This is a genomic window from Thiorhodovibrio frisius, assembly GCF_033954835.1.
In the GTDB taxonomy this organism is placed as follows: domain Bacteria; phylum Pseudomonadota; class Gammaproteobacteria; order Chromatiales; family Chromatiaceae; genus Thiorhodovibrio; species Thiorhodovibrio frisius.
On sequence record NZ_CP121471.1, the window covers coordinates 895,103 to 914,806 of the forward strand.

Genomic DNA, 19,704 nt, shown 5'->3' on the forward strand with positions numbered 1-19,704 from the left:
TCGTGACCAACGTTTCGACGGGCGACTTCCAGTTGACGGGCACGGCCTCCGGCACCATCAGCAGCGTTGCGTATGACAGCGCGAGCGGCACCCGGGGGTCCGTGGCCCTGGTCACCGTCACGAACGTGTCCGGCGATGGGACTCTGCGGCTGGATCTGAAGTCGTCCGGAACGGGTATCCAGGACGCGAGAGGAAATGCGATCAGCGGCGGCTACACCGGCGGAACCGCCCATACCGTCGATACCGTGGCCCCGCAGGTGCAAAGCATCGTCCGGCAGACCCCCGCCAGTGAACAGACCAACGCCGACTCGCTGGTCTTTCGGGTGGCCTTTGACGAGACCGTGCAGGATGTGGCGGCGGCGGACTTCACGGCGACCGGTACCACGGCGACGGTCAGCGCCGTCAGCACGGTCAATGGGTCCACCTATGATGTCACCGTCAGCGGCGGCGATCTGGCGAACCTGGATGGCGCCGTGGGGCTGAACCTGTCCGGGTCCGCCGACCTCACCGATACGGCGGGCAACACGATCCAGGCCGGCGAGCCGGGCACGGATCAGACCTATACCCTCGACAACTCACCGCCGGCCGTCCCTTCCGTGCCCGACCTGGACGCGGCCAGCGACACCGGCGCGGCCGATGACGACGACCATACCAACGACACCACGCCGACCCTGACCGGCACCGCCGAGGCCGGGGTCACCGTCACGCTGTACAGCAGCATTTCCGGCAACGTCGGCACGGCGACCGCCAACGGGGGTGGGGCGTGGTCGATCACCGCCAGTGCCCTTGCGGACGGCACGCACACCTTCACCACGACGGCCACGGACGCGGTGGGCAACGAGTCGGCGGCCTCGGCCGGTCTGGACGTTGTGGTGGACGGCTCCGGGCCGGTCTTCACCTCCAGCGATGCGCCCTCGGTCGTCGAGAACACGACCGACATTCTCACCGTCGGCGCCACCGATGCCACCGGCCCCGTCAACTTTGCCATCACTGGCGGGGCGAATCAGGAGCTATTTGCGCTGGACGAGACCACGGCGGCCCTGTCCTTCACCGCCGGCCAGACCTATGTGCATGGCGGCGACAATGACCGCGAGGTGGAGGTCACCGCCACCGACGCCTTCGGCCAGACTACGGCCCAGACCATCACGGTCACCATCACCGACACGCCGAACGAGGCGCCAACCTTCACCGGCCTGGACGGCACGCCGACGTTCACCGAAGGCGGGTCCGCCGTCATCCTGGACGGCGACGTCACCATCAGCGACACGGAGCTGGATGCCCGCAACGCCGGCGCCGGCTACGCGGGCGCCAGCCTGACCATCGCACGCAGCGGCGGCGCCAACACGGACGACGTATTCTCGATCCAGACCGGCGGCAGGCTGACCGTCGCCGGCAATGACATCAGCAGCGGCAACGTCTTCGCCACCCTCGACACCACCACGACCGCCGGGCAAGTCACCGTTTCGTTCACGGACGCCAACGGCACCACGCCCACAACGGCGCTGGTCAACGAGGTCATGCAGGCGATCCGCTACGAAAACGCCAGCGGCGATCCGCCGGCCAGCGTGGACCTCGCCTGGACCTTTGCCGACGGCAACAGCGGCCCCGGCGACCAGGGCGCGGGCGACGCACCGGGCACCGGAAGCGGGGCCGTGACGGTGACCATCTCCTCCGTCAACCAGGCGCCCACCCTGAGCGCGACCGAGGATAATCCCACCTTTACCGAGGGCGGGGGCGGCGCCAGCCTGTTCAGCAGCGCCAACGCGGATGCGGGGGAGCCCGGGGACAGCTTCGCCGGACTGACCCTGACGGTCAGCAACGTCACCGACGGCGCTGCCGAGATCCTGTCCATCGACGGGACCGACGTGGCCCTGACCGACGCCAACAGCGTGGCCGTGGCCGGCGGCACGGCGGCGGTCAGCCTGTCGGGCACCACGGCGACGGTGACGATCACGGGCATGGGTCTCTCCCCGACCGCGTTCAAGACCCTGGTGAACGGCCTTGCCTACCGCAACACCAGCGATGACCCGACCACCGCTTCGGATCGCGTCGTGACCATCACCGCCGTTCAGGACAGCGGCGGTACGGCCAATGGCGGCGCGGATTCAACGACCACCGCCATCGCCTCGACCGTCAGCCTGACACCGGTCAACGACCCGCCGGAGGTGGGCAGCGTGTTCGGTGAGACCGCGACCCTGGTCGCGGGGGGCGGCGCGCAAAACGTGGCGCTGCTCGACGATGCCACCGTCAGTAACCCGGACTCCGCCGATTACGACGGGGGCAGCCTGACCGTCGTTCAGAACATCGGCACCGCGAATGGGTCGTGGGGGCTGGACGGCACAACCGCGACATCGGATGGCAATGGCACCGTCGCCGCCGGCGAGACCATCGCAGTCGACGGTGTGTCCATTGGCACGGTGCATGCCACCGATGACGGGCAAGGCGGCAATACCCTCCAGGTTTCCTTCACCGCCGGGGCGACGTCCGCGAACATCCAGACGCTGCTTCAGGCGCTGACCTACGACGCGCCAGCAACAGGGGGGGCGGGTGACTGGCTGGGGGATCAGGTCTTCAGCCTGACCCTGAATGATGGCGACGGCACCGCGAACGGCGGCGATCAGGATGCCGCCGGCCCCTTCACGATCACCGTCACCCAGAATCCGCCGGTCATCGACAACCTGAACGGCGATACCACGACGGCGGACAAGGGCGCCACCGTTGCGTTCGACCTGAATAGCGATGCCACCGTCACAGACGCCGACAGCTATGATTTCGACGATGGCGCCCTGACCCTCTCCCGCACGTCCAGCCTGGCGGGCGATTTCTCGCTGGATACGAGCAAGGCGACCTCGGGCGCAGATGGCGTGATTGAAGCCTCTGATTCCATCAAGGTGGAGGTGAGCGGCGTCTCCGTCGCCATCGGTGTGGTGAACACCGGCGCGGACGGCCAGGGCACCAATGGCCTGACCATTGACCTGAATGGCAATGCCACTCCGGTGCATGTGGCGACGCTGTTGCAAGCCCTGCAGTACACCTCTTCCGACGGCGGCGCACACAGATTCGACGTGACCCTGAGTGACGGCGCATTGTTGGGCGGGGCGACCTCAGCCGTCTCCACGGTTACGATCACTGTCCAGGACGAACCCGTGAACACCGTGCCCGGCGCCCAAATCGCCGTGGACGGCACCGCCAAGGCGATCACCGGCGTTTCCGTCGCCGATGCCGACAGCGCCACCCTGACCACCACGGTTTCGGTCAATCCCGGCGACGGCACCCTGACCGCGTCGGGCGGCGGCACCATCACCGGGGCCGGCACCGAAAGTCTTCAGATCCAGGGCTCGGTCGCCCAGGTCAACACCGCGCTGGCGACCCTGAGCTACACCCCGGCCGTCAACAGCACCGGCGTGAAGATCCTCACGGTCGAGACCACCGACGGTACCTATACCGACACCGATACCATTGACGTGACGGTATCCGACCGGCCGAGCATCGCCAACCTGAACGGTGACCGTCAGACCCTGACGGCGGTTGCGACGCTGCCGCTCGATCTGGGCGGCGATGCCGCCGTGACCGATGCCGATTCCACCGATTTCGACGGCGGAACCCTGACCATCGCGCGCGCGGGCACCGCGGCGGCCGGCGCCTTCAGCCTGGACGGCACCACCGCCAAGGCGGGCGGCGACGGGGCACTGGCCAACACCGAGATCGTTTCGGTGGGCGGCACGGACATCGGCACCGTCTCCAGCGCCGGGCAGGGCACCAATGATCTGGTCATCGACCTGACCGCCAGTGCGAAGCCGGCCCTGGTCGGCACGCTGGTGCAGAATATCCTGTTCACGCCCGACAGCGTGACCACCCACAGCTTCGACGTCACCCTCAGCGACGGCGACGGCACGACATCGGATGCCGCCCGGGTTACCTTCGCGCCGCCCGCGCCCACTGGCGGTGGTGGTGGCGGAGGCACCCCCTCAGGTCGCGATGAAACGCCAGACAAGCCCGCGGACGAGACCATGGATGAGAGTGGCAGCCGCCTCATCACCCTGGAGCCAGGCGATAGTTCGTCAGAGCACATCCTTACCGGCAGCGACGCCACGCCGGTTGTTGCGGCCGGGTTGCCGGCCGGGGTCGGGTTGATCTGCTCCAGCTCGCCCGCGCCTCAGGCCCCATCCAGCGCCATCACCGACTTGAGTGCGCGCATTGCGAACAGCGGCGCACAGGGACAGGATGACATGGCCAAGACCGGTCAGGCATTTTTGAGCAGCCTGCCCGATGACGCGCGCGTTTGCGTCAGCGCCGTCACCCTCGCGCTTGAGGGCGAAACAGCGCCCGGCGCGCCCATCGTGATCTCCGATGCCGTGCCGGGCGACGGCATCACCGAGGCCATGGTTATCGACGTCTCCGGGCTGCCGCCCGGGACCGAGCTGCGGCTTGACGGCATCGATTTCGCCGTCATCATTGGCAGCGCCACCGTCACGGGCGGCGAGGGGGCCAACATTGTTGTGGGCGATGGCGGCAGCCAAAGCATCGTGCTCGGGCCGGACGACGACATCCTCGACGGCGGCGCCGGCGACGACCAAGTCGGCTCCGAGGGCGGCGACGACATCCTGATCGGTGGCCTGGGCAACGACACCATCACCGGCGGCAGCGGCATCGACACCGCCGAATACGCCGGCGCCAGCACCGACGCGCTCATCCGCCGCGACGCGAGTGTCACCGTCACCGATGCCGGCGGCACCGACAGCATTGGCGAGGATGTCGAGCTGCTTGCTTTCGTTGAGAACCGCGCCGTCACCCTGGTGCGCCCCGAAGGCAATGCAATTGCCGCGGGCGTGGGATTCGACCCCGAGTTCTACCTTGCCCAGAACCCCGACGTTGCCGCCGCCGTCGCGATCGGCCAATTTGCCAATGGCGCCGAGCACTTCGCGCAATTCGGTCTGCTCGAGGGACGCCCCGGCAATGCTCTGTTTGACAACGACGCCTATCTGGCGATGAACCCCGACGTTGCCGCAGCGGTCGCCTCAGGGATGTTTGCCAGCGCCGAGCAGCATTATGCCCTCTATGGCGCGGGCGAAGGGCGCGACCCCTCCGGCTGGTTCGACGCCTCGGCCTACCTCGAGGCCAACCCCGACGTTGCCGCCGCCGGCATGCCCGCCCTGGAGCATTTCATCGCCTGGGGCGCGGCCGAGGGACGCATGGGCTTTGTGCTCGACGACGCGCTGCTGGTGGCCTGAGCGGTGGCGGCGCGCAAGAACGAAGCAGTGCAGGGCGGCTGAGTCGCACGCAGCGCGGCTGATCGGCGGGCTCATTGCTTCAAATGAAGCCAGAAGGCAAATTAAAGGGGCCGTATTCGAAATAAATTAAAGTTGCCGTGCTCGAATTAATTTTCGAGCCACCCGGGCAAGGACGCCCAGCCCCGTGAGCCATTCCACCTGATCTCAGGTTTCACCTACCAGCCCCCGGGGTTCGCCCGCGGGGGCTTTTTCACGTCGGCCTCGGCGCCACGAGCGGCAGTGCATTGCAGACACCCCTTCGTGCCGCGACAAGGCCAAACTGCCAGCGGTAGTGGAGATGTCTGTCAACAGATCGTGCGCGAGGCCAAGACCAGCCGGCGCTATGCCGACAAGCTCGTCGGCGTCACTGTTCGACTACGCCGAGCCCGAGCGCTGGGCGGAGCTGGAAGCCAGCGACAATGTCTTTGCCCTGGTGGTCATGGCGCAGATCCGCGCCAAGGTCACCGACGACGCCGAGACAGTGAAACGCTGGAAGCCGAATTCCGCCAAGAACTCTATGCCTACGAGGAGCAATACGAAATGCCTTATGTCACGACTGATGAACGAGCGGGGATTGACACCTACCAAATCGTCTCGATGCCAAAAAGCGACAACGCCGGATCGCGCGTGACGAGCGGCAAACGCTCGATCTCGCTTTGCGCTGCCAACATGCGGTCGAAGGGATCTTTGTGCGCGACGCCATAGCCGCCGCTTCGCAAGGCATGCAGGTAGGACACAGGCAAATGCCGAAACCCATCGGCCGCCACCAATTCTCCGAAGCGCTCGACCACCCCGGGCGCACCCGACAATTTTCCCAAGCGAACCTTGGTGGCGATTTCCCAGGCGCTCGCCGCGCTCACGAAGATCGCATTGTCATCGTCTGCAATGATCCTGCGCACCCGCTCGGAAAGTTCTGGGCTATTCGTCACCCACCACAGAAAAGCGTGCGTATCCAGCAGCGCGTTCACCCGGTTGGCTCCCAGGCGCGCAGCTCATCATCCGGCAGCGGCTCAAAAAACGCATCATCCACGCACCCAGAAAGGCGCCCGGGGCGGCGCCCCGACTCTGCTTGGTCGAGCGGCATCAGGCGCGCATAGGGCTTTCCCGCTTTAGCCAGGACGATCTCCTGACCGGCATGCGCCTGTTCAAGCAGGCGAGAAAAATGGGTTTTTGCCTCATGGACGTTGACGGTTAAGGCGGACATTGCCTGCGCTCCAATGGACTTAGGGGTTGGGCTAAGCCTATATTGGTCGCAAGGAAAAGGCAAGAAACTGCAATCGGTTACGGGGCTGGGCGCCTTGCCCGGGGGCTCGAAAATGAATTTGGGCACGGCTCCTTTTCGACCCCTTATGGTGCGGCGCGGTTAGAACTTAAACAGATCCTTTTCCGGCTCGAACACCAGCTGATCAACCAAACGGGCCAAATTAAAGGCAAATTAAAGGGGCCGGCAAGGGGCGCGCCGAGAAGGACGCTGCGACCGTGCTATGCTTGAACTCCGATCTCGCCCCAGGAGTTGAGCGCCCATGCACTTTCCCTATGGTCTGAGCGATTTTGGCAAAGTGCGCGAGCAAGGATATTGGTATCTTGATCGCACGGATCGAATTCCCGTACTGGAAGCCGCCGGCGATCAACTGATTTTCCTGCGCCCGCGCCGCTTCGGCAAAAGCCTGCTGCTGTCGATGCTGGAGCACTATTACGACCTGAACCGCGCCGAGCAGTTCGAGGCACTGTTCGGCCCGCTCGCCATCGGGCAGCACCCGACAGCACGGCACAATCAATACTTCGTGCTCAAATGGGATTTCTCGCTGGTCGCCGCGCATGGTGAGATCGGCGCTATCGAAGCAGCGCTGCATCAGCATATCAACGACAGAATCTATCAATGCATCGATGACTACCAATCGCACTGGAAAGGTGCGATCTCATTGCATCCGCACAATGCGCTCTCGTCGTTCGAGTCTCTGTTAGGCGCGGTGCGGAGAACCCCCCACAAGCTCTACCTGCTGATTGACGAATACGACAACTTCGCCAATGAAGTGCTGATGGCCGCGCATCCGGGCGGGCAGGATCGCTACCAGACCCTGCTCCAAGGCGAAGGCTTGATGAAAACCGTGTTCAAGTCAGTCAAGGCCGCCGCTGGCGGTATGGGGCTGGATCGGGTGTTCATCACCGGCGTCTCGCCGGTGGTCTTGAGCGACATGACCAGCGGCTACAACGTCGGCAAGGATCTGTTCCTGCTCCCCCAGTTCAACGACCTGTGCGGCTTTACCGAGGGGGAAGTTGCAGCCGTGCTGAACCAGCTCACCCAAGAAGGTGGCGACTGGTCGGCAGACAAGGCGCTGGCGACCATGCGAACCTTCTACAACGGTTATCGCTTTAGCGAGGAGGCCGGGGAAAGTCTCTACAACCCCACCCTAAGCCTGTACTTTTTCGACGCGCTGGCCACCCAGGGCAAATATCCCCGGCAGATGCTCGATGAAAACCTGGCCATGGATCGGAACAAGCTGATCTATATCGCCTCAATGCCCCATGGCGAGGACCTGTTGATCGAGGCGCTGAGCGGCGATGACCGAGTGCTGGTGCCGGAACTGGTGCAACGCTTTGGCGTGGCCGATGTGCTGGCGGCGGTGAAGGATCAGCCGTTCATGGCGTCGCTGCTGTATTTCTTTGGCATCCTGACCCTGGCGGGCGAAGGCGAACTGGCCAAACTGATCCTGCGCATTCCCAACCTGGTCGCGCGCGGGCTTTATGTGGAACGCTTGCGCGAGCGCTGGCTGCCGGCGACGGATGTGCGTGCCGCTAGCCGCGCAGCGGCCGAGCGGCTGTATCTGGAAGCCGACCTGACCCCGCTGTGCGCGCTGATCGAACAGAGCTATTTCGCCGTGCTGTCCAACCGCGACTACCGCTGGACCAACGAGCTGATGGTGAAATTCGCCTTCCTGACGCTCTTGTTCGACGACCGCCTCTACATGGCCGTCTCCGAGCTGGAGACCGAGCGCGGTTATGCCGATCTGGCCCTGATCGTCCGCCCGGACATGCGGCGTTTCCAGGCGCTCGACCTGCTGCTGGAATTCAAATATCTCAGCCTGAAGGAACTCGGCCTGAGCGGCGAGCAGGTGCAGCAGGAATCGCGCGACGCAATGGCCCAACGGCCGGCGGTGGCCGCCAAGCTCGACGAGGCCGAAGCCCAAGCGCGCGACTATGGCGGCACCCTGACCCGGCGCCATGGCCTGACCGACCTGCGCGCTTTCGCCGTGGTCGCCCTGGGGGTCGAGCGACTGGTCTGGCGGCGGCTGCCCGGCACGGCGGCGAAGATCACCAGCTAGCCGCTGTCGAGACCCAAACCGGCCAGATAACCGGTGGCTTTTCTGGCCATGTGATGGAGCTGGCCTTGCGTGACCAAAAGACCTTTTGATGCGCTCCCTACTGACCGCGCTGCTTGTTCTGACCCTGACCTGTCTGGCGGCTGAGGCACGCCAGCAGACGCAGGACTTGGTGGATGTGCAAGTCATCCGTCTTGACCAAGGCCAACTGGCCTATCTGCGCGACCCCTCCCGCATCATGACCCTGGACCAAGCCCGTGACTGGGTCAGTCTGCAACAGGGCCTAAGCCCCGAAGAGCGCGCCCAGCTGGCCGAGCGCCCGAGCACTCCGGCCCTGCAACTGCACAACGATCCCGGCTTCTGGGGTTGGCTGGCCGAGCAAGACCTCAGCCTCGCCTTCACCACCTACCAGAGCAACCGCCTGTTTTTCATCGGTCGCGCCTAGGAGGCTGGCGGCCCGGTTCACATCCTCGCGCCCCTCGGTTCAGCACAAAACGCGCTAGGCCTTGGTACGCCCGCCCCTCATCGTTCGCTAGACTGTCGAGGAAAATGAGGGACACTATCGTTTTTCTCTTTTCCGGGGAAACCTCCTCAATCCATGGACCTTTACCGCAGGATTTCATACCACCCGTCCCGCCTCGCGTTGCTGGGGATGATCTGGGTCATTCTGCTCCTGCTCGGCGGTTGCGCCACCAACGCAACCGATAGCTCCCCGCGTCCAGATCGGGGCGTGCTCGATTTGCGTGGCTGGACTCCGCACAATGGGCCGATCACACTCAGGGGCGAGTGGGCCTTTCACTGGCGGACCTTCCTGCCCCCTAATGAGGCGCGCCAGTCAGTTCCGGATCGCTATGTCTCGGTTCCCTCCACTTGGAACCATTATCAGATGGCCGGTGAAAACCTGCCTGGGCACGGCTATGCCAGCTATCGTCTACAGATTCTGACCGATCTACCTGTCGGGACCCTGCTGGCCTTGCAAGTGCACAGTTTCTCGAGTGCCTATCGGCTGTTTGTTGATGACCTGCTGGTAGCCGCCAATGGCACCCCTGGGACTAGCGTCGAGGAGGAGCAGGGGCAGTATCGTCCCCTGGTGGCCGTCTTCAGTGTGCCAGACGCCAGGTTCGAGCTGTTGATCCAGGTGTCTAACCATCATTATGCCCGTGGCGGATTCTGGGCTGACATCTTTCTTGGCGATGCCAACACCCTGATTGATCAGGTACTCAGCCGCTCTTTGCAGGAAGCCGCCCTGTTCGGCGCTTTGCTGGTGATCGGGTTTTTCTATGCGGCGGTCTACTTTCTGCTCCGCCGGCATCGCTATCTCCTCACCTTTGCGCTTTTCTGTCTGATCCTGATTGTTATTCTGGACATGGCGCACCTGTTGCTGCTGACTCGCTTGGCTCCGGCAATCAGTATTGAGCAGATCGCCTTTCTTCATTATTCCAGTACAGCCTGGGGTGGCTTCCTGCTGTTGCTCTATACCCATCAGCTGTTTTCCACCGCACTTTCCGCTGTGCTTGTGCGGATCTGGCTGGCGATCAATTTGGTCGCCCAAAGTGCTTATCTGTTGCTGCCGATGTCAAGCTATTCCGCCTTTGGTCCGCTGAGCAACCTGCTGGACATCAGCGTCCTCGTCTGCACCCTGCTGGTTTGCCTGCTCGCTGTCCGCGCGCGAAAACAGGGGGGGCTGATTCACCTGACCAGCCTGCTGGTGCTGGTCATCATTAATCTGCATGATGTCCTGTATCTGACCAATGCCATCAGTAGTATTGCCGGCAGTTCCCTGCATCTGGGTGTCTTTGTTTTTCTGCTGTTGCAGTTAATTCTCCAGGCCCAGCGCATCTCCCTGCTTAACGAACAGAATCAAGCCAACGAAATGGCCTTTTTACGCGCGCAGATTAATCCCCATTTTCTTTACAACACCTTGAATACCGTCATCTCTTTGTCGCGGCGCGACATGGAAAAAGCCCGCCAGCTGCTGTACCAATTTAGCGAATTTCTGCGCCAGAGTTTTGATTTCAAGAATCTCAATCAACACACTAGCCTTGACGAAGAATTGGCAATGGTCGAGCTCTTTGTTTCCATCCAGCGGGAACGCTTCGGTGAGCGGGTTCAGGTCAAGTACCAGCTCCCGGGGATCACAACCTACCAGGTGCCGGCCAACGTCCTGCAGCCGATTGTAGAAAATGCCATCAATCACGGGATTTTGCCCCGCAGAGAAGGGGGGATTGTCGCTGTCAGCGTCGAAGCAACCCGGCAAGAACTCCATTTTGTTGTCAGTGATGATGGCATCGGCATGGACCCAGTCGCCACCCTGGGCCGGCAGGGTGACCAACGCCAGGGGATCGGCCTGAATAATATTAACCGCCGCCTGCTGCATCTCTATGGCCGGGGGTTGGAGATTACCAGCACCCCCGACCAGGGCACCCGAGTGCGATGGTCCATCCCTCTGGTCACCGCGGCCGCAGAGTAAGTCCACCGACAGCTGAAGTCCGCTTGGTCTGTCTGAACCTCTGCGCGGATTGGTGTTTTGCAACAGATTGCGCCCGCGGGAACCCAAAGGCTCGCGGCATGGCCGTGAGATTTTCGCGAGATCGGTCTGCTAGCCTAGGCTTCACACAGCTCGCTGCTCCAGGTGAATCCAGCACTGACGATAAAGCCTGCGTCTCGCAGGCATTCAGCCGCACGCAATGGCTGTGAGACCTCGGAATAGAGATCGCACTGATGCCCATGACCGCCGTGTTGATAGACGATGAACAGCCGGCCCTTGATGAACTACAAGAATTGCTGAGGGCGCACGCCGCTGACCTGCAAGTGGTCGGCTGTTATCGCTACCCCGAGGATCTGCTGGCGCAGGCCGCAAGGCTGCGTCCCGACGTGGCCTTTGTTGATGTCGCCATGCCGGGCATGGATGGGCTGACACTGGCTAGGCAGCTGCAACAGCAACTGCCCAAGATTGCCATTGTGTTTGTCACCGCCCATGCCGGTTACGCGGTCAAAGCCTTTGATTGCGCAGCCGAGGATTATCTGCTCAAGCCGCTGCAACCCCGGCGGCTCGCCACAACCGTGGAACGACTGCGAGCGCGGATCGATCAAGGTCCCCGCCAATCCCACATCCGCATCACCACCTTCGGCGGCCTGCGGGTCCAGACGCCAAAGGGCCCGCTGACATGGCACTCCAGCAAAACCCGTGAGCTCTTCGCTTGGCTGCTGCATCACCACGGCAACCCGATCAACCGCGAGCAACTGCTCGACGCCCTCCATCCCGATGTGTCCTTCTCTCGCGCTGAAAGCCGCTTCCACAACGACAGCTACCACATCCGCAAAAGTCTCGAGAGCGGGGCCGTCGGCGAGAGCATCCGGCTGACGAAACTTGGTCTGGAATTGTCCGCTGATGTCTTCTGGGACAAGGCGCATTTTGGCCATCTGTTGTCACTGGCGGCCAGACAGCAAGATCCACTCCCCTCTCTGGAGCAAGCGATCGACCTCTACCAAGGTGATTACCTGGCCGATGCGCCGTGGCCCTGGGCTGATCCGTTTCGCGAACGCTTGCGGTTGCAGTATCAGGCCGCGCTGCTCAGTGCCGCGACCGAACATCGGCGGCGAGGGCAACTCGAGCGGGCCGAAATCCTGCTGCTTACCGCCAGGGAGCAGGATCCGTTCAACGAGCAGACGGTGATCCACTTGGTCGAGCTTTACCTTCAGGACAATCGCCTGCCCCATGCCCTGAGCCTCTACCACGGTTATGCGCAGTTGCTGGTGGATGAACTGCAAGCGGAACCAGGCAGTAAGTTGCGCGCGTTAATCGCCGCCGCAAACCGCTAAGTCCTCCGCCAAAATTGCAAGTCCCGTGAACACGCCAACCAACATCGATAGCCCCCCACCCAACCCGGGTGATCTGGCCTTTCAAGCGGGGCGCGCGGCGCGCAAAGCCGGCCAGCTCGACGCAGCCATCACCCACTTTCGCGAGGCCGTGCGCCTGGTGCCCGACAGCGTGCCGGCGCAACACAAATGAATAAATTGCAACAAAGCCTCGGGTTTGCGCTGCAACCAATGACTGCCTCTCAATCTGATAAAAAAGGAGCCTGATCATGGCCTCAGCAACCCACCAAATCGCCGTTATCGACCGCAGCGTCAGCGACTATCAAGCCCTGGCAACCGTCGCCGAGCAGGCCGGGCTGGAGGTGATTCTGCTCTCTGGTCAGGGAGATGGCGTCGCCGAACTCGCCGCCGCGCTGCAAGGGAGCAGTGGTATTGAAGCGCTGCATCTTATCTCCCACGGCAGCGCCGGGCAGATCCAGCTTGGCAGTGCTCATCTGAATAACGAATCCCTGAGCGAATATTCCGCAACCCTCGCGCAAATTGGCCAGAGCTTGACCGCTGAGGGCGATCTGCTGCTTTACGGCTGCAATGTGACCGAAGATGACAGCGGTCGCGCCTTTATCGACGAGTTGGCGCAGATCACCGGGGCGGATGTGGCGGCATCGGATGATGTGACCGGGTCAGCGGCGATGGGTGGCGACTGGGTGCTGGAAGCGGCGATTGGCGATATTGAATCGCCGGTGCTCGCTACGGCGGGATTTAACGGCCCATTGGGTGACCCTAACGCTTCCCCCACCATCGCCATTAATCAGGCGCTGAACTTTAATGGGGCGGATGACAAGATCGATTTGGGTGCGCCCTTGTTGCCAACAAGCGGCAGTTCACACGCCATGACTCTCATGGCCTGGATGAAACCTGATAATGTTAGTAAGGATGAACAATGGTTCATCAGTCAATATGATGGTGTTTCTGACAAAAGGTTTATATGGGGAATCTTTGATAATAAACTCTGTTATTTTACGCCAGGTAATACAATCCTTTCTAATACAACTCTTACTAGCGGGGAATGGTGCCATGTTGCTGTTGTTAAAGAATCAGACGGTACCATCACCCACTATCTGAATGGTGTTGCCGATGGAGGCGGCACAAATACATCGGCTTTCGTCGATGTGCATACCTATATCGGTGGCAGCGGATATCCTCATCCCTCTATTAGTGCCTTTGGCAACTTTGACGGGGCTCTCGACGAAGTCAGTATCTGGAACACAGCTCTCGATGCCACGGCAATCCAGGCCACCATGAACACCTCTCTGGCCGGCGATGAAACCGGCTTGGTCGCCTACTACAGCTTTGATCAGGATTTTGGCACTGCGCTCAGCGATGACAGCGACAGCAATCCTGCCTACAACGGCACCCTGATAGATTTTGGTACGCCCGTAACCGCGACCGGTCCACTCCAGCAAGTTGTCACGGAAGACGAGGCCGGTAACCTGCAGTTCTCGGGAACTCCTTTCGCCGATGCGGATGGCAATACTCTGACGGTGACCCTGAGCGTGGGCGAAGGGAGTATTGCAGCCTCCTCTGCTGGTGGTGTCACGGTCGATGACACCAACTCCGCAGCGGTCACCTTTACAGGCAGTGTGGATAATCTCAACACCTTTTTTACCACTGCCGGCAATATCACCTACACCTCTGCTGCAGAGCCCAGCGCCAACAGTCAAACCCTGACCATCAGCGCGTCCGACGGCAACGGCGGCAGTGATTCCGCCACGCAAGACATCATCATTCGGCACAATATCAACGAAGCGCCGGTGTTCTCCTCTGAGGCCACATTTACCGTCGATGAAAATACCGCGGAAGTCGGCACGGTATTGGCGGCGGATAACAAGACCAATAGCGCACTGAATCTCGCCGCAACGAACGATTTTGCGGCGGTTTCAGGGATTGATTTTAGCTCCGATTCGGTGACCATCGAGGGGTGGTTCTCGTTTAATGATCTGACAGGTCAGCAAAATTTGCTCCGTTTAGGAAGTGATAGCAATACCTATCTCAGGATTGTTCCGGAAAAATTAGAAGACAACAAAATTGCGTTTTTTATCAGTGATGGTGCGAATAATAATAATGATGGTGCAGTGGTTTTGGTTAGCGGTGTCAGCGTTGTTGCCAACGAATTCTATCATCTTGCATTCGTCTACGATAATAACGGTGACTCAGCAACAGCTTCCATCCACGTTAATGGCCAACAGGTAGCGACGCAAGGGTTAACTGAGAAGATTGCTTTCAGTGCAGATTCTTACCAAATGATTCTGGCAACTGAAAACAATGACCAATTCAACGCCAACGTGAAAATCAATGATTTTCGTATTTGGAATGCCGCCAGAACCGAAGCAGAAATTCAAAACAACATGAACACCGAGCTGGTCGGCAATGAAGCTGGCCTGGTCGCCTACTACAAAATGGATGAGACCAGCGGCGCGACGCTTGCGGACAGTGCCAATGATTACAATTTAGCGGTTACCTCTGGAACTGAGACCGATCTTGATGCGACTCAAAGCGGCGACATCATGGAGTACAGCATCGTCGAAACAGGTGCAGATTGGGATAAGTTCACTATCGATAGTAGCAGCGGTGATCTGAGTCTCAAAACCCCCGCTGACGTTGAAACCCAAGACACCTACAGTTTAACCGTCCGCGCCACCGACAGCGCATCAGGGCTTTCTACCGACCAAAGCGTTACGGTGAATGTGACTGATGTGGAGGAAGCACCGGTAATCAGCGGCACCCCGACCGATGTCGAAGCGGAAGAGGATGCCATCACCAACCTGTTGTTCAGCGGCACCCCCTTTGCCGATGGAGATAACGATCCGCTGACCGTGACCCTGTCGGTGACCGAAGGAACTATTGATGCACCAGGAGATGCCGATGGTGATGGCATAACGGTCGGTGGCACCGCAACAGACAGAACCTTTGCCGGGTCTGTCGCCGACCTGAACACTTTCTTTACCACCGAGGGCAAGATTACCTACACCTCGGCCGAGAATCCGACAACGGACAGCCAAACCCTGACCATCAGCGCCAACGACGGCAACACCACCACCCAGACGACTGAAACCATCAACATCCAGCGCCATATTAACGAAGCACCGGTATTCAGCTCCAACGGCACCTTCACTATAGATGAAAATACCACCGCCGTCGGCGATGTCTCGGCCGAAGATCTAAAGACCAACAGCGCGCTCAATTTTGACGGTACGGATGATTATGTCGATATCGACGCTAATGTGCACCGCGGCAACCAAAATGTCATCACCATCGAGGCATGGATCAAAACCGCGGGCAGCACGGGGATCATTCCAAACATCGTCAGCTCATCTACGCTTAACAATGGCGACGGCACAGCAGATAATTTCCAATTCAGAATACGTGAAAATAAACTTGAAGTCGGTATGGACACCGGGGGGTGGGAGGGTGTTACCGGTGCCACCTTAGTGAATGACGACGAGTGGCATCACGTCGCCATCGTAAAAAGTGGCTCTGCTGTGACCCTGTATGTTGATGGGGTGGAAGACGGTAGCGGAACAATCAATCAGACCGCAACGCCGACCCATTTCTACATTGGCGCTTACTACGAAAACAACCAGATCAATGCTGACAGCTACTTCAAAGGCCAGATAAACGATGTCCGTATCTGGAATACCGCTAGAAATGCGGCTGAACTCAACGACAACAGGAACACCGAACTGGTTGGTGATGAAGCCGGCCTGGTGGGGTACTACAAATTTGATGAAACCGGCGGCACGGCTGTTGCCGACAGTTCTACTTCCGGCAATAATGGCACCCTCAACAATACGACCAATGACACAACCGTTCAGAACGGCGATAGGATGGAGTACAGCATCGTTAGTGGTGACGATGGCGGTAGCTTCACCATTGATGTCAGTACCGGGGCGCTGAGCCTGAACGCCCCCGCAGATTATGAGACCAAAGACAACTACAGTTTAACCGTCCGCGCCACCGACCGCGCATCAGGGCTTTCTACCGACCAAAGCGTTACGGTGAATGTCACGGACCAGGAAGGAGCGACCATCACCGCCGTCACGTCATCGACTGCCGATGGCAGCTACAAAGCCGGCGATGAGATCAGCATTCAGGTGACCTTCAGCGAAACGGTCACGGTCGATACCAACGGCGGCACCCCGCAACTCACGCTGGAAACCGGCGCCACCGATCACGCGGCCACCTACGCCAGCGGCTCCGGCACCAACACCCTGACCTTCACCTACACCGTGCTGGCGGGCGATACCAGCAGCGATCTCGACTACGCCGGCACCACCGCCCTGGTGTCGAACGGCGGCACCATTACCGCCAACAACGAATCCGCCATACTGACCCTGCCCGCGCCCGGCGCGGCCAACTCGCTGGGGGCCAACAAGGCGCTGGTGATCGATACCACCGCACCGACCCTCAGCAGCAGCACCCCGGCGGATGACGCCACCGAGGTGGCGGTCGGTGCCGACCTGGTGCTGACCTTCAGCGAGGCCGTGAGCGCCGTCACCGGCAAGAACCTGGTCATTCACAAGGCCAGCGGCGACAGCGTGGTCGCCACCCTCGCGGCGGACGACACCACGCAGATCACGATTGCCGGTGGCGTGGTTACGGTCAACCCGAGCGCCGACCTCGCTCCCGACACCGACTACTACGTGCTGATCGACAGCGGTGCCTTTGCGGACGCGGCGAACAACCCCTACGCAGGCCTCGCCGACACGACCGCGCTCAACTTCACCACCGCTGCGGCGGCGGACACCACAGCCCCGAGCTTCCAGTCGGCGGCCACCAGCAACGACGGCACCAAAGTCATTCTCACCTACGGCGAGGCACTCGATGCCAGCAATGCGCCCGAGGCCAGCGCCTCCACCGTCACGGTTGCCGGTAGTCCGGCCACCATCGACAGCGTTGCAGTCAACGGCAGCACCGTCGAGTTGACCCTGCAAACCGCCATCACCCACGGGCAATCGGTCACGGTCGCTTACAGCGATCCCACGGGCGGAGACGACACCCACGCCATTCAAGATAGTGCTGGCAACGATGCCGCCGATCTGTCGGCCACTGCGGTCACCAATACTGTTGCAGACAGCAACGATGCTCCCGAAATTACCTCTAACGGCGGCGGCGAAACAGCGGCGGTCAATGTCGCCGAAAACAGCACCGCCGTGACCACGGTGACCGCCACCGATGCCGACGGCGATACCCTAACCTACAGCCTCAGTGGCGGGGCGGATGAGGATCTGTTCCAGATCAACGCCAACAGCGGCGCGCTCCGCTTCACCAACGCGCCGAACTTCGAGAGTCCGCAAGACCAGGGCGACACCGCCGGCAACAACACCTACGTGGTCGAGGTCCAGGCCGACGACGGCAACGGCGGCACCGACACCCAGACCATCACTGTGACCGTTACCGATGTTAATGAGAACACCGGCGGTGGCGGTGGCGGGACACCCGCGCCGCAGCCAGCACCTGTGCCCGCACCAGAACCGCAACCTGAGCCGGAACCGCAACCTGAGCCGGAACCCGAGCCAGAGCCAGAACCCGAGCCGGAACCCGAGCCGGAACCCGAGCCGGAACCCGCCCCCACGCTTCCGCCAAAGGAGGCTTGGAGCGACCTGCCCAACGGCGATGGAGATGAGATTCCCGACCAGATCGAGGCATTTGCGCCGCCCCTGGAAGAAGGAGGCAAGCTGGGCGACGGGAATGGCGATGGTATCCCTGACAATGCACAAGACGATGTGGCTTCGGTACCCATTCTCGACACCGACGAGGTCTCCAAGAACCCCGGCGCACCGATGATCTTTGCCACCTTGGTCGGTGGCGGCGCGGCTTACGACGGTGAGGGCGACGGTGGCAGCGAGCCATCGCCACCCGCCGGAGGCGTCGTGATTCAGGCAGTCACCCAGAAAGACGCCCCGCCTGTCGACGATCAAGCCGGCATTACCATGCCACTGGGCTTGATCGGCTTTGAAGCCACGGCTGAAATCCCCCAGGGCGAGCAGACTGCCGGCGAAGTATCCTTTAGCCTGCTGATTGAAAAAGACCCCGACATTCCGGATGACGAGCAGATCAACGGATTCTGGAAAAAGGACAGCGCCGGCGCCTGGGTCAATCTCGCCAGTGCCGAGTATGGCGGGCAAGTCACGCAGGTTGGCAACAAAATTCGCCTCGACTTCATCATCGAGGACAATGGCCCCTTCGATACCAATCTTACCCCCGGCGCCATCACCGACCCCGGCGCACCCGGTTATCTTGCGCTCAAAGCCCCGTCCCCAGTTACAGAACCGCCAATTCTCCAGCCGCCGGTCGTGGAACCCCCGGTCGCGGAACCCCCGTCCCCAGGCTTTCCCACTCCAGCATTCCCGGAACCAGCGCCAGAACTGATCCGCCCGTTTGACCTGACCGGCGCCTCCCACTTCTTCGATTGGATGTTACTGGGATAAATCGGTTGCATGGCAAACCGTGGCGACTCGAGTAAACGATTGGCAAATGACGAAAAGGAACAAAACGATGGTCAAAAAACGACGGATCAACTGGGTGAGCTGTGTTTTGCCGCTGGGACTACTGGCATGCGCCTTCAACGCACCCGCGCAAACCTATCTTACCGTGGAGGGAGGAAAGGCCTTCGCCGACCTCAATCTCGGCGACTTCAAGGCATTCAATGCAAGCATCGCCGCCGGCGGTGGGCAAGCGCGCCTCAAGCACAGCGATCCCGACACCGCGTTTGTGCTTGGTATTGGCTATCAGTTTCATCCCAACTGGGGCATGGAGCTGCTCTATTTGGACATGGGCAAGGCATCCGCGCGCTCGATCAGCTCGGATCGCGTGGGCACCTTCACGCGCAATCGGACCATTACCGAGAGCATCGAGCAAGACGCCCTCGCGGCGAACCTAGTCGGGAGTGTGCGGATAAAAGACAGCCTTGTTCTCAAGGCCAGTCTCGGAGTAGGGCATGTGTGGCAGAAATCGCACGGCCAAGCGACAGGGCAAACCTTCAACAGCTTGGGCCAAACCGTGGTGAGCGAGGCCGAAAGCCGATCACGCTCCAGCACCCAATGGGCGCCGGTGATGGGTTTGGGCGCTGGATATCAAATCAACGAAGATTGGCAGATCAACCTGAACTGGCGGCGTTTCGCCGATCTAAAACCGGATATGCTGGGGCGGATGGATATCGATCTGTTCACAGTCGGCGTGCAATATCATTTTTGAAAACCAAACGGGCCAGGCTCGAATTGATTTCCAGCCCAAGC

10 protein-coding genes are annotated in these 19,704 nt (G+C 61.0%); 8 read left to right on the forward strand and 2 right to left on the reverse strand.

From position 1 onward, the window contains the following. Positions 1 to 2: 2 nt before the first annotated feature. Positions 3 to 5,231 (forward strand): beta strand repeat-containing protein, encoded by a 5,229-nt coding sequence (locus tag Thiofri_RS04410; protein ID WP_009150506.1) that lies wholly within the window; start codon positions 3 to 5, stop codon positions 5,229 to 5,231. A 620-nt stretch (positions 5,232 to 5,851) separates the two neighbouring features. Here Thiofri_RS04410 and Thiofri_RS04415 read toward each other — a convergent pair. Further along, a complete protein-coding gene (locus Thiofri_RS04415; protein WP_009150507.1) occupies positions 5,852 to 6,238 on the reverse strand; it encodes a type II toxin-antitoxin system VapC family toxin in 387 nt (128 codons plus the stop codon). Continuing rightward, positions 6,235 to 6,474 (reverse strand): type II toxin-antitoxin system Phd/YefM family antitoxin, encoded by a 240-nt coding sequence (locus tag Thiofri_RS04420; RefSeq protein ID WP_009150508.1) that lies wholly within the window; start codon positions 6,472 to 6,474, stop codon positions 6,235 to 6,237. The genes Thiofri_RS04415 and Thiofri_RS04420 overlap by 4 nt, the downstream gene beginning before the upstream one ends. A 319-nt stretch (positions 6,475 to 6,793) precedes the next feature. Between Thiofri_RS04420 and Thiofri_RS04425 the strand changes: the two genes are divergently transcribed. From Thiofri_RS04425 to Thiofri_RS04455, 7 genes are all read left to right on the forward strand, one after another. After that, positions 6,794 to 8,593, forward strand: a complete 1,800-nt coding sequence (locus Thiofri_RS04425; protein ID WP_323705945.1) for an AAA family ATPase — start codon at positions 6,794 to 6,796, stop codon at positions 8,591 to 8,593. A gap of 88 nt (positions 8,594 to 8,681) precedes the next feature. Continuing rightward, positions 8,682 to 9,035: a hypothetical protein gene (locus tag Thiofri_RS04430; protein WP_009150511.1), complete on the forward strand. Its 354-nt coding sequence runs from the start codon at positions 8,682 to 8,684 to the stop codon at positions 9,033 to 9,035. A 207-nt stretch (positions 9,036 to 9,242) separates the two neighbouring features. Further along, the gene (locus Thiofri_RS04435; protein ID WP_040857442.1) at positions 9,243 to 11,060 is read left to right on the forward strand and encodes a sensor histidine kinase; all 1,818 of its coding nucleotides are present in this window, start codon (positions 9,243 to 9,245) and stop codon (positions 11,058 to 11,060) included. 251 nt (positions 11,061 to 11,311) lie between these two features. Further along, a complete protein-coding gene (locus tag Thiofri_RS04440; protein ID WP_009150513.1) occupies positions 11,312 to 12,412 on the forward strand; it encodes a response regulator in 1,101 nt (366 codons plus the stop codon). A 25-nt stretch (positions 12,413 to 12,437) separates the two neighbouring features. Next, complete coding sequence (locus Thiofri_RS04445) at positions 12,438 to 12,602, forward strand: tetratricopeptide repeat protein (RefSeq protein ID WP_143741993.1); 165 nt, start codon at positions 12,438 to 12,440, stop codon at positions 12,600 to 12,602. A 76-nt stretch (positions 12,603 to 12,678) separates the two neighbouring features. Continuing rightward, positions 12,679 to 18,897: a LamG-like jellyroll fold domain-containing protein gene (locus tag Thiofri_RS04450; RefSeq protein WP_009150514.1), complete on the forward strand. Its 6,219-nt coding sequence runs from the start codon at positions 12,679 to 12,681 to the stop codon at positions 18,895 to 18,897. Positions 18,898 to 18,964: 67 nt separating this feature from the next. Then, positions 18,965 to 19,663 carry a porin family protein gene (locus tag Thiofri_RS04455; RefSeq protein ID WP_009150515.1) on the forward strand — a complete coding sequence of 233 codons (699 nt, stop codon included), beginning with the start codon at positions 18,965 to 18,967 and terminating at the stop codon, positions 19,661 to 19,663. The last annotated feature ends 41 nt before the right edge of the window (positions 19,664 to 19,704 follow it).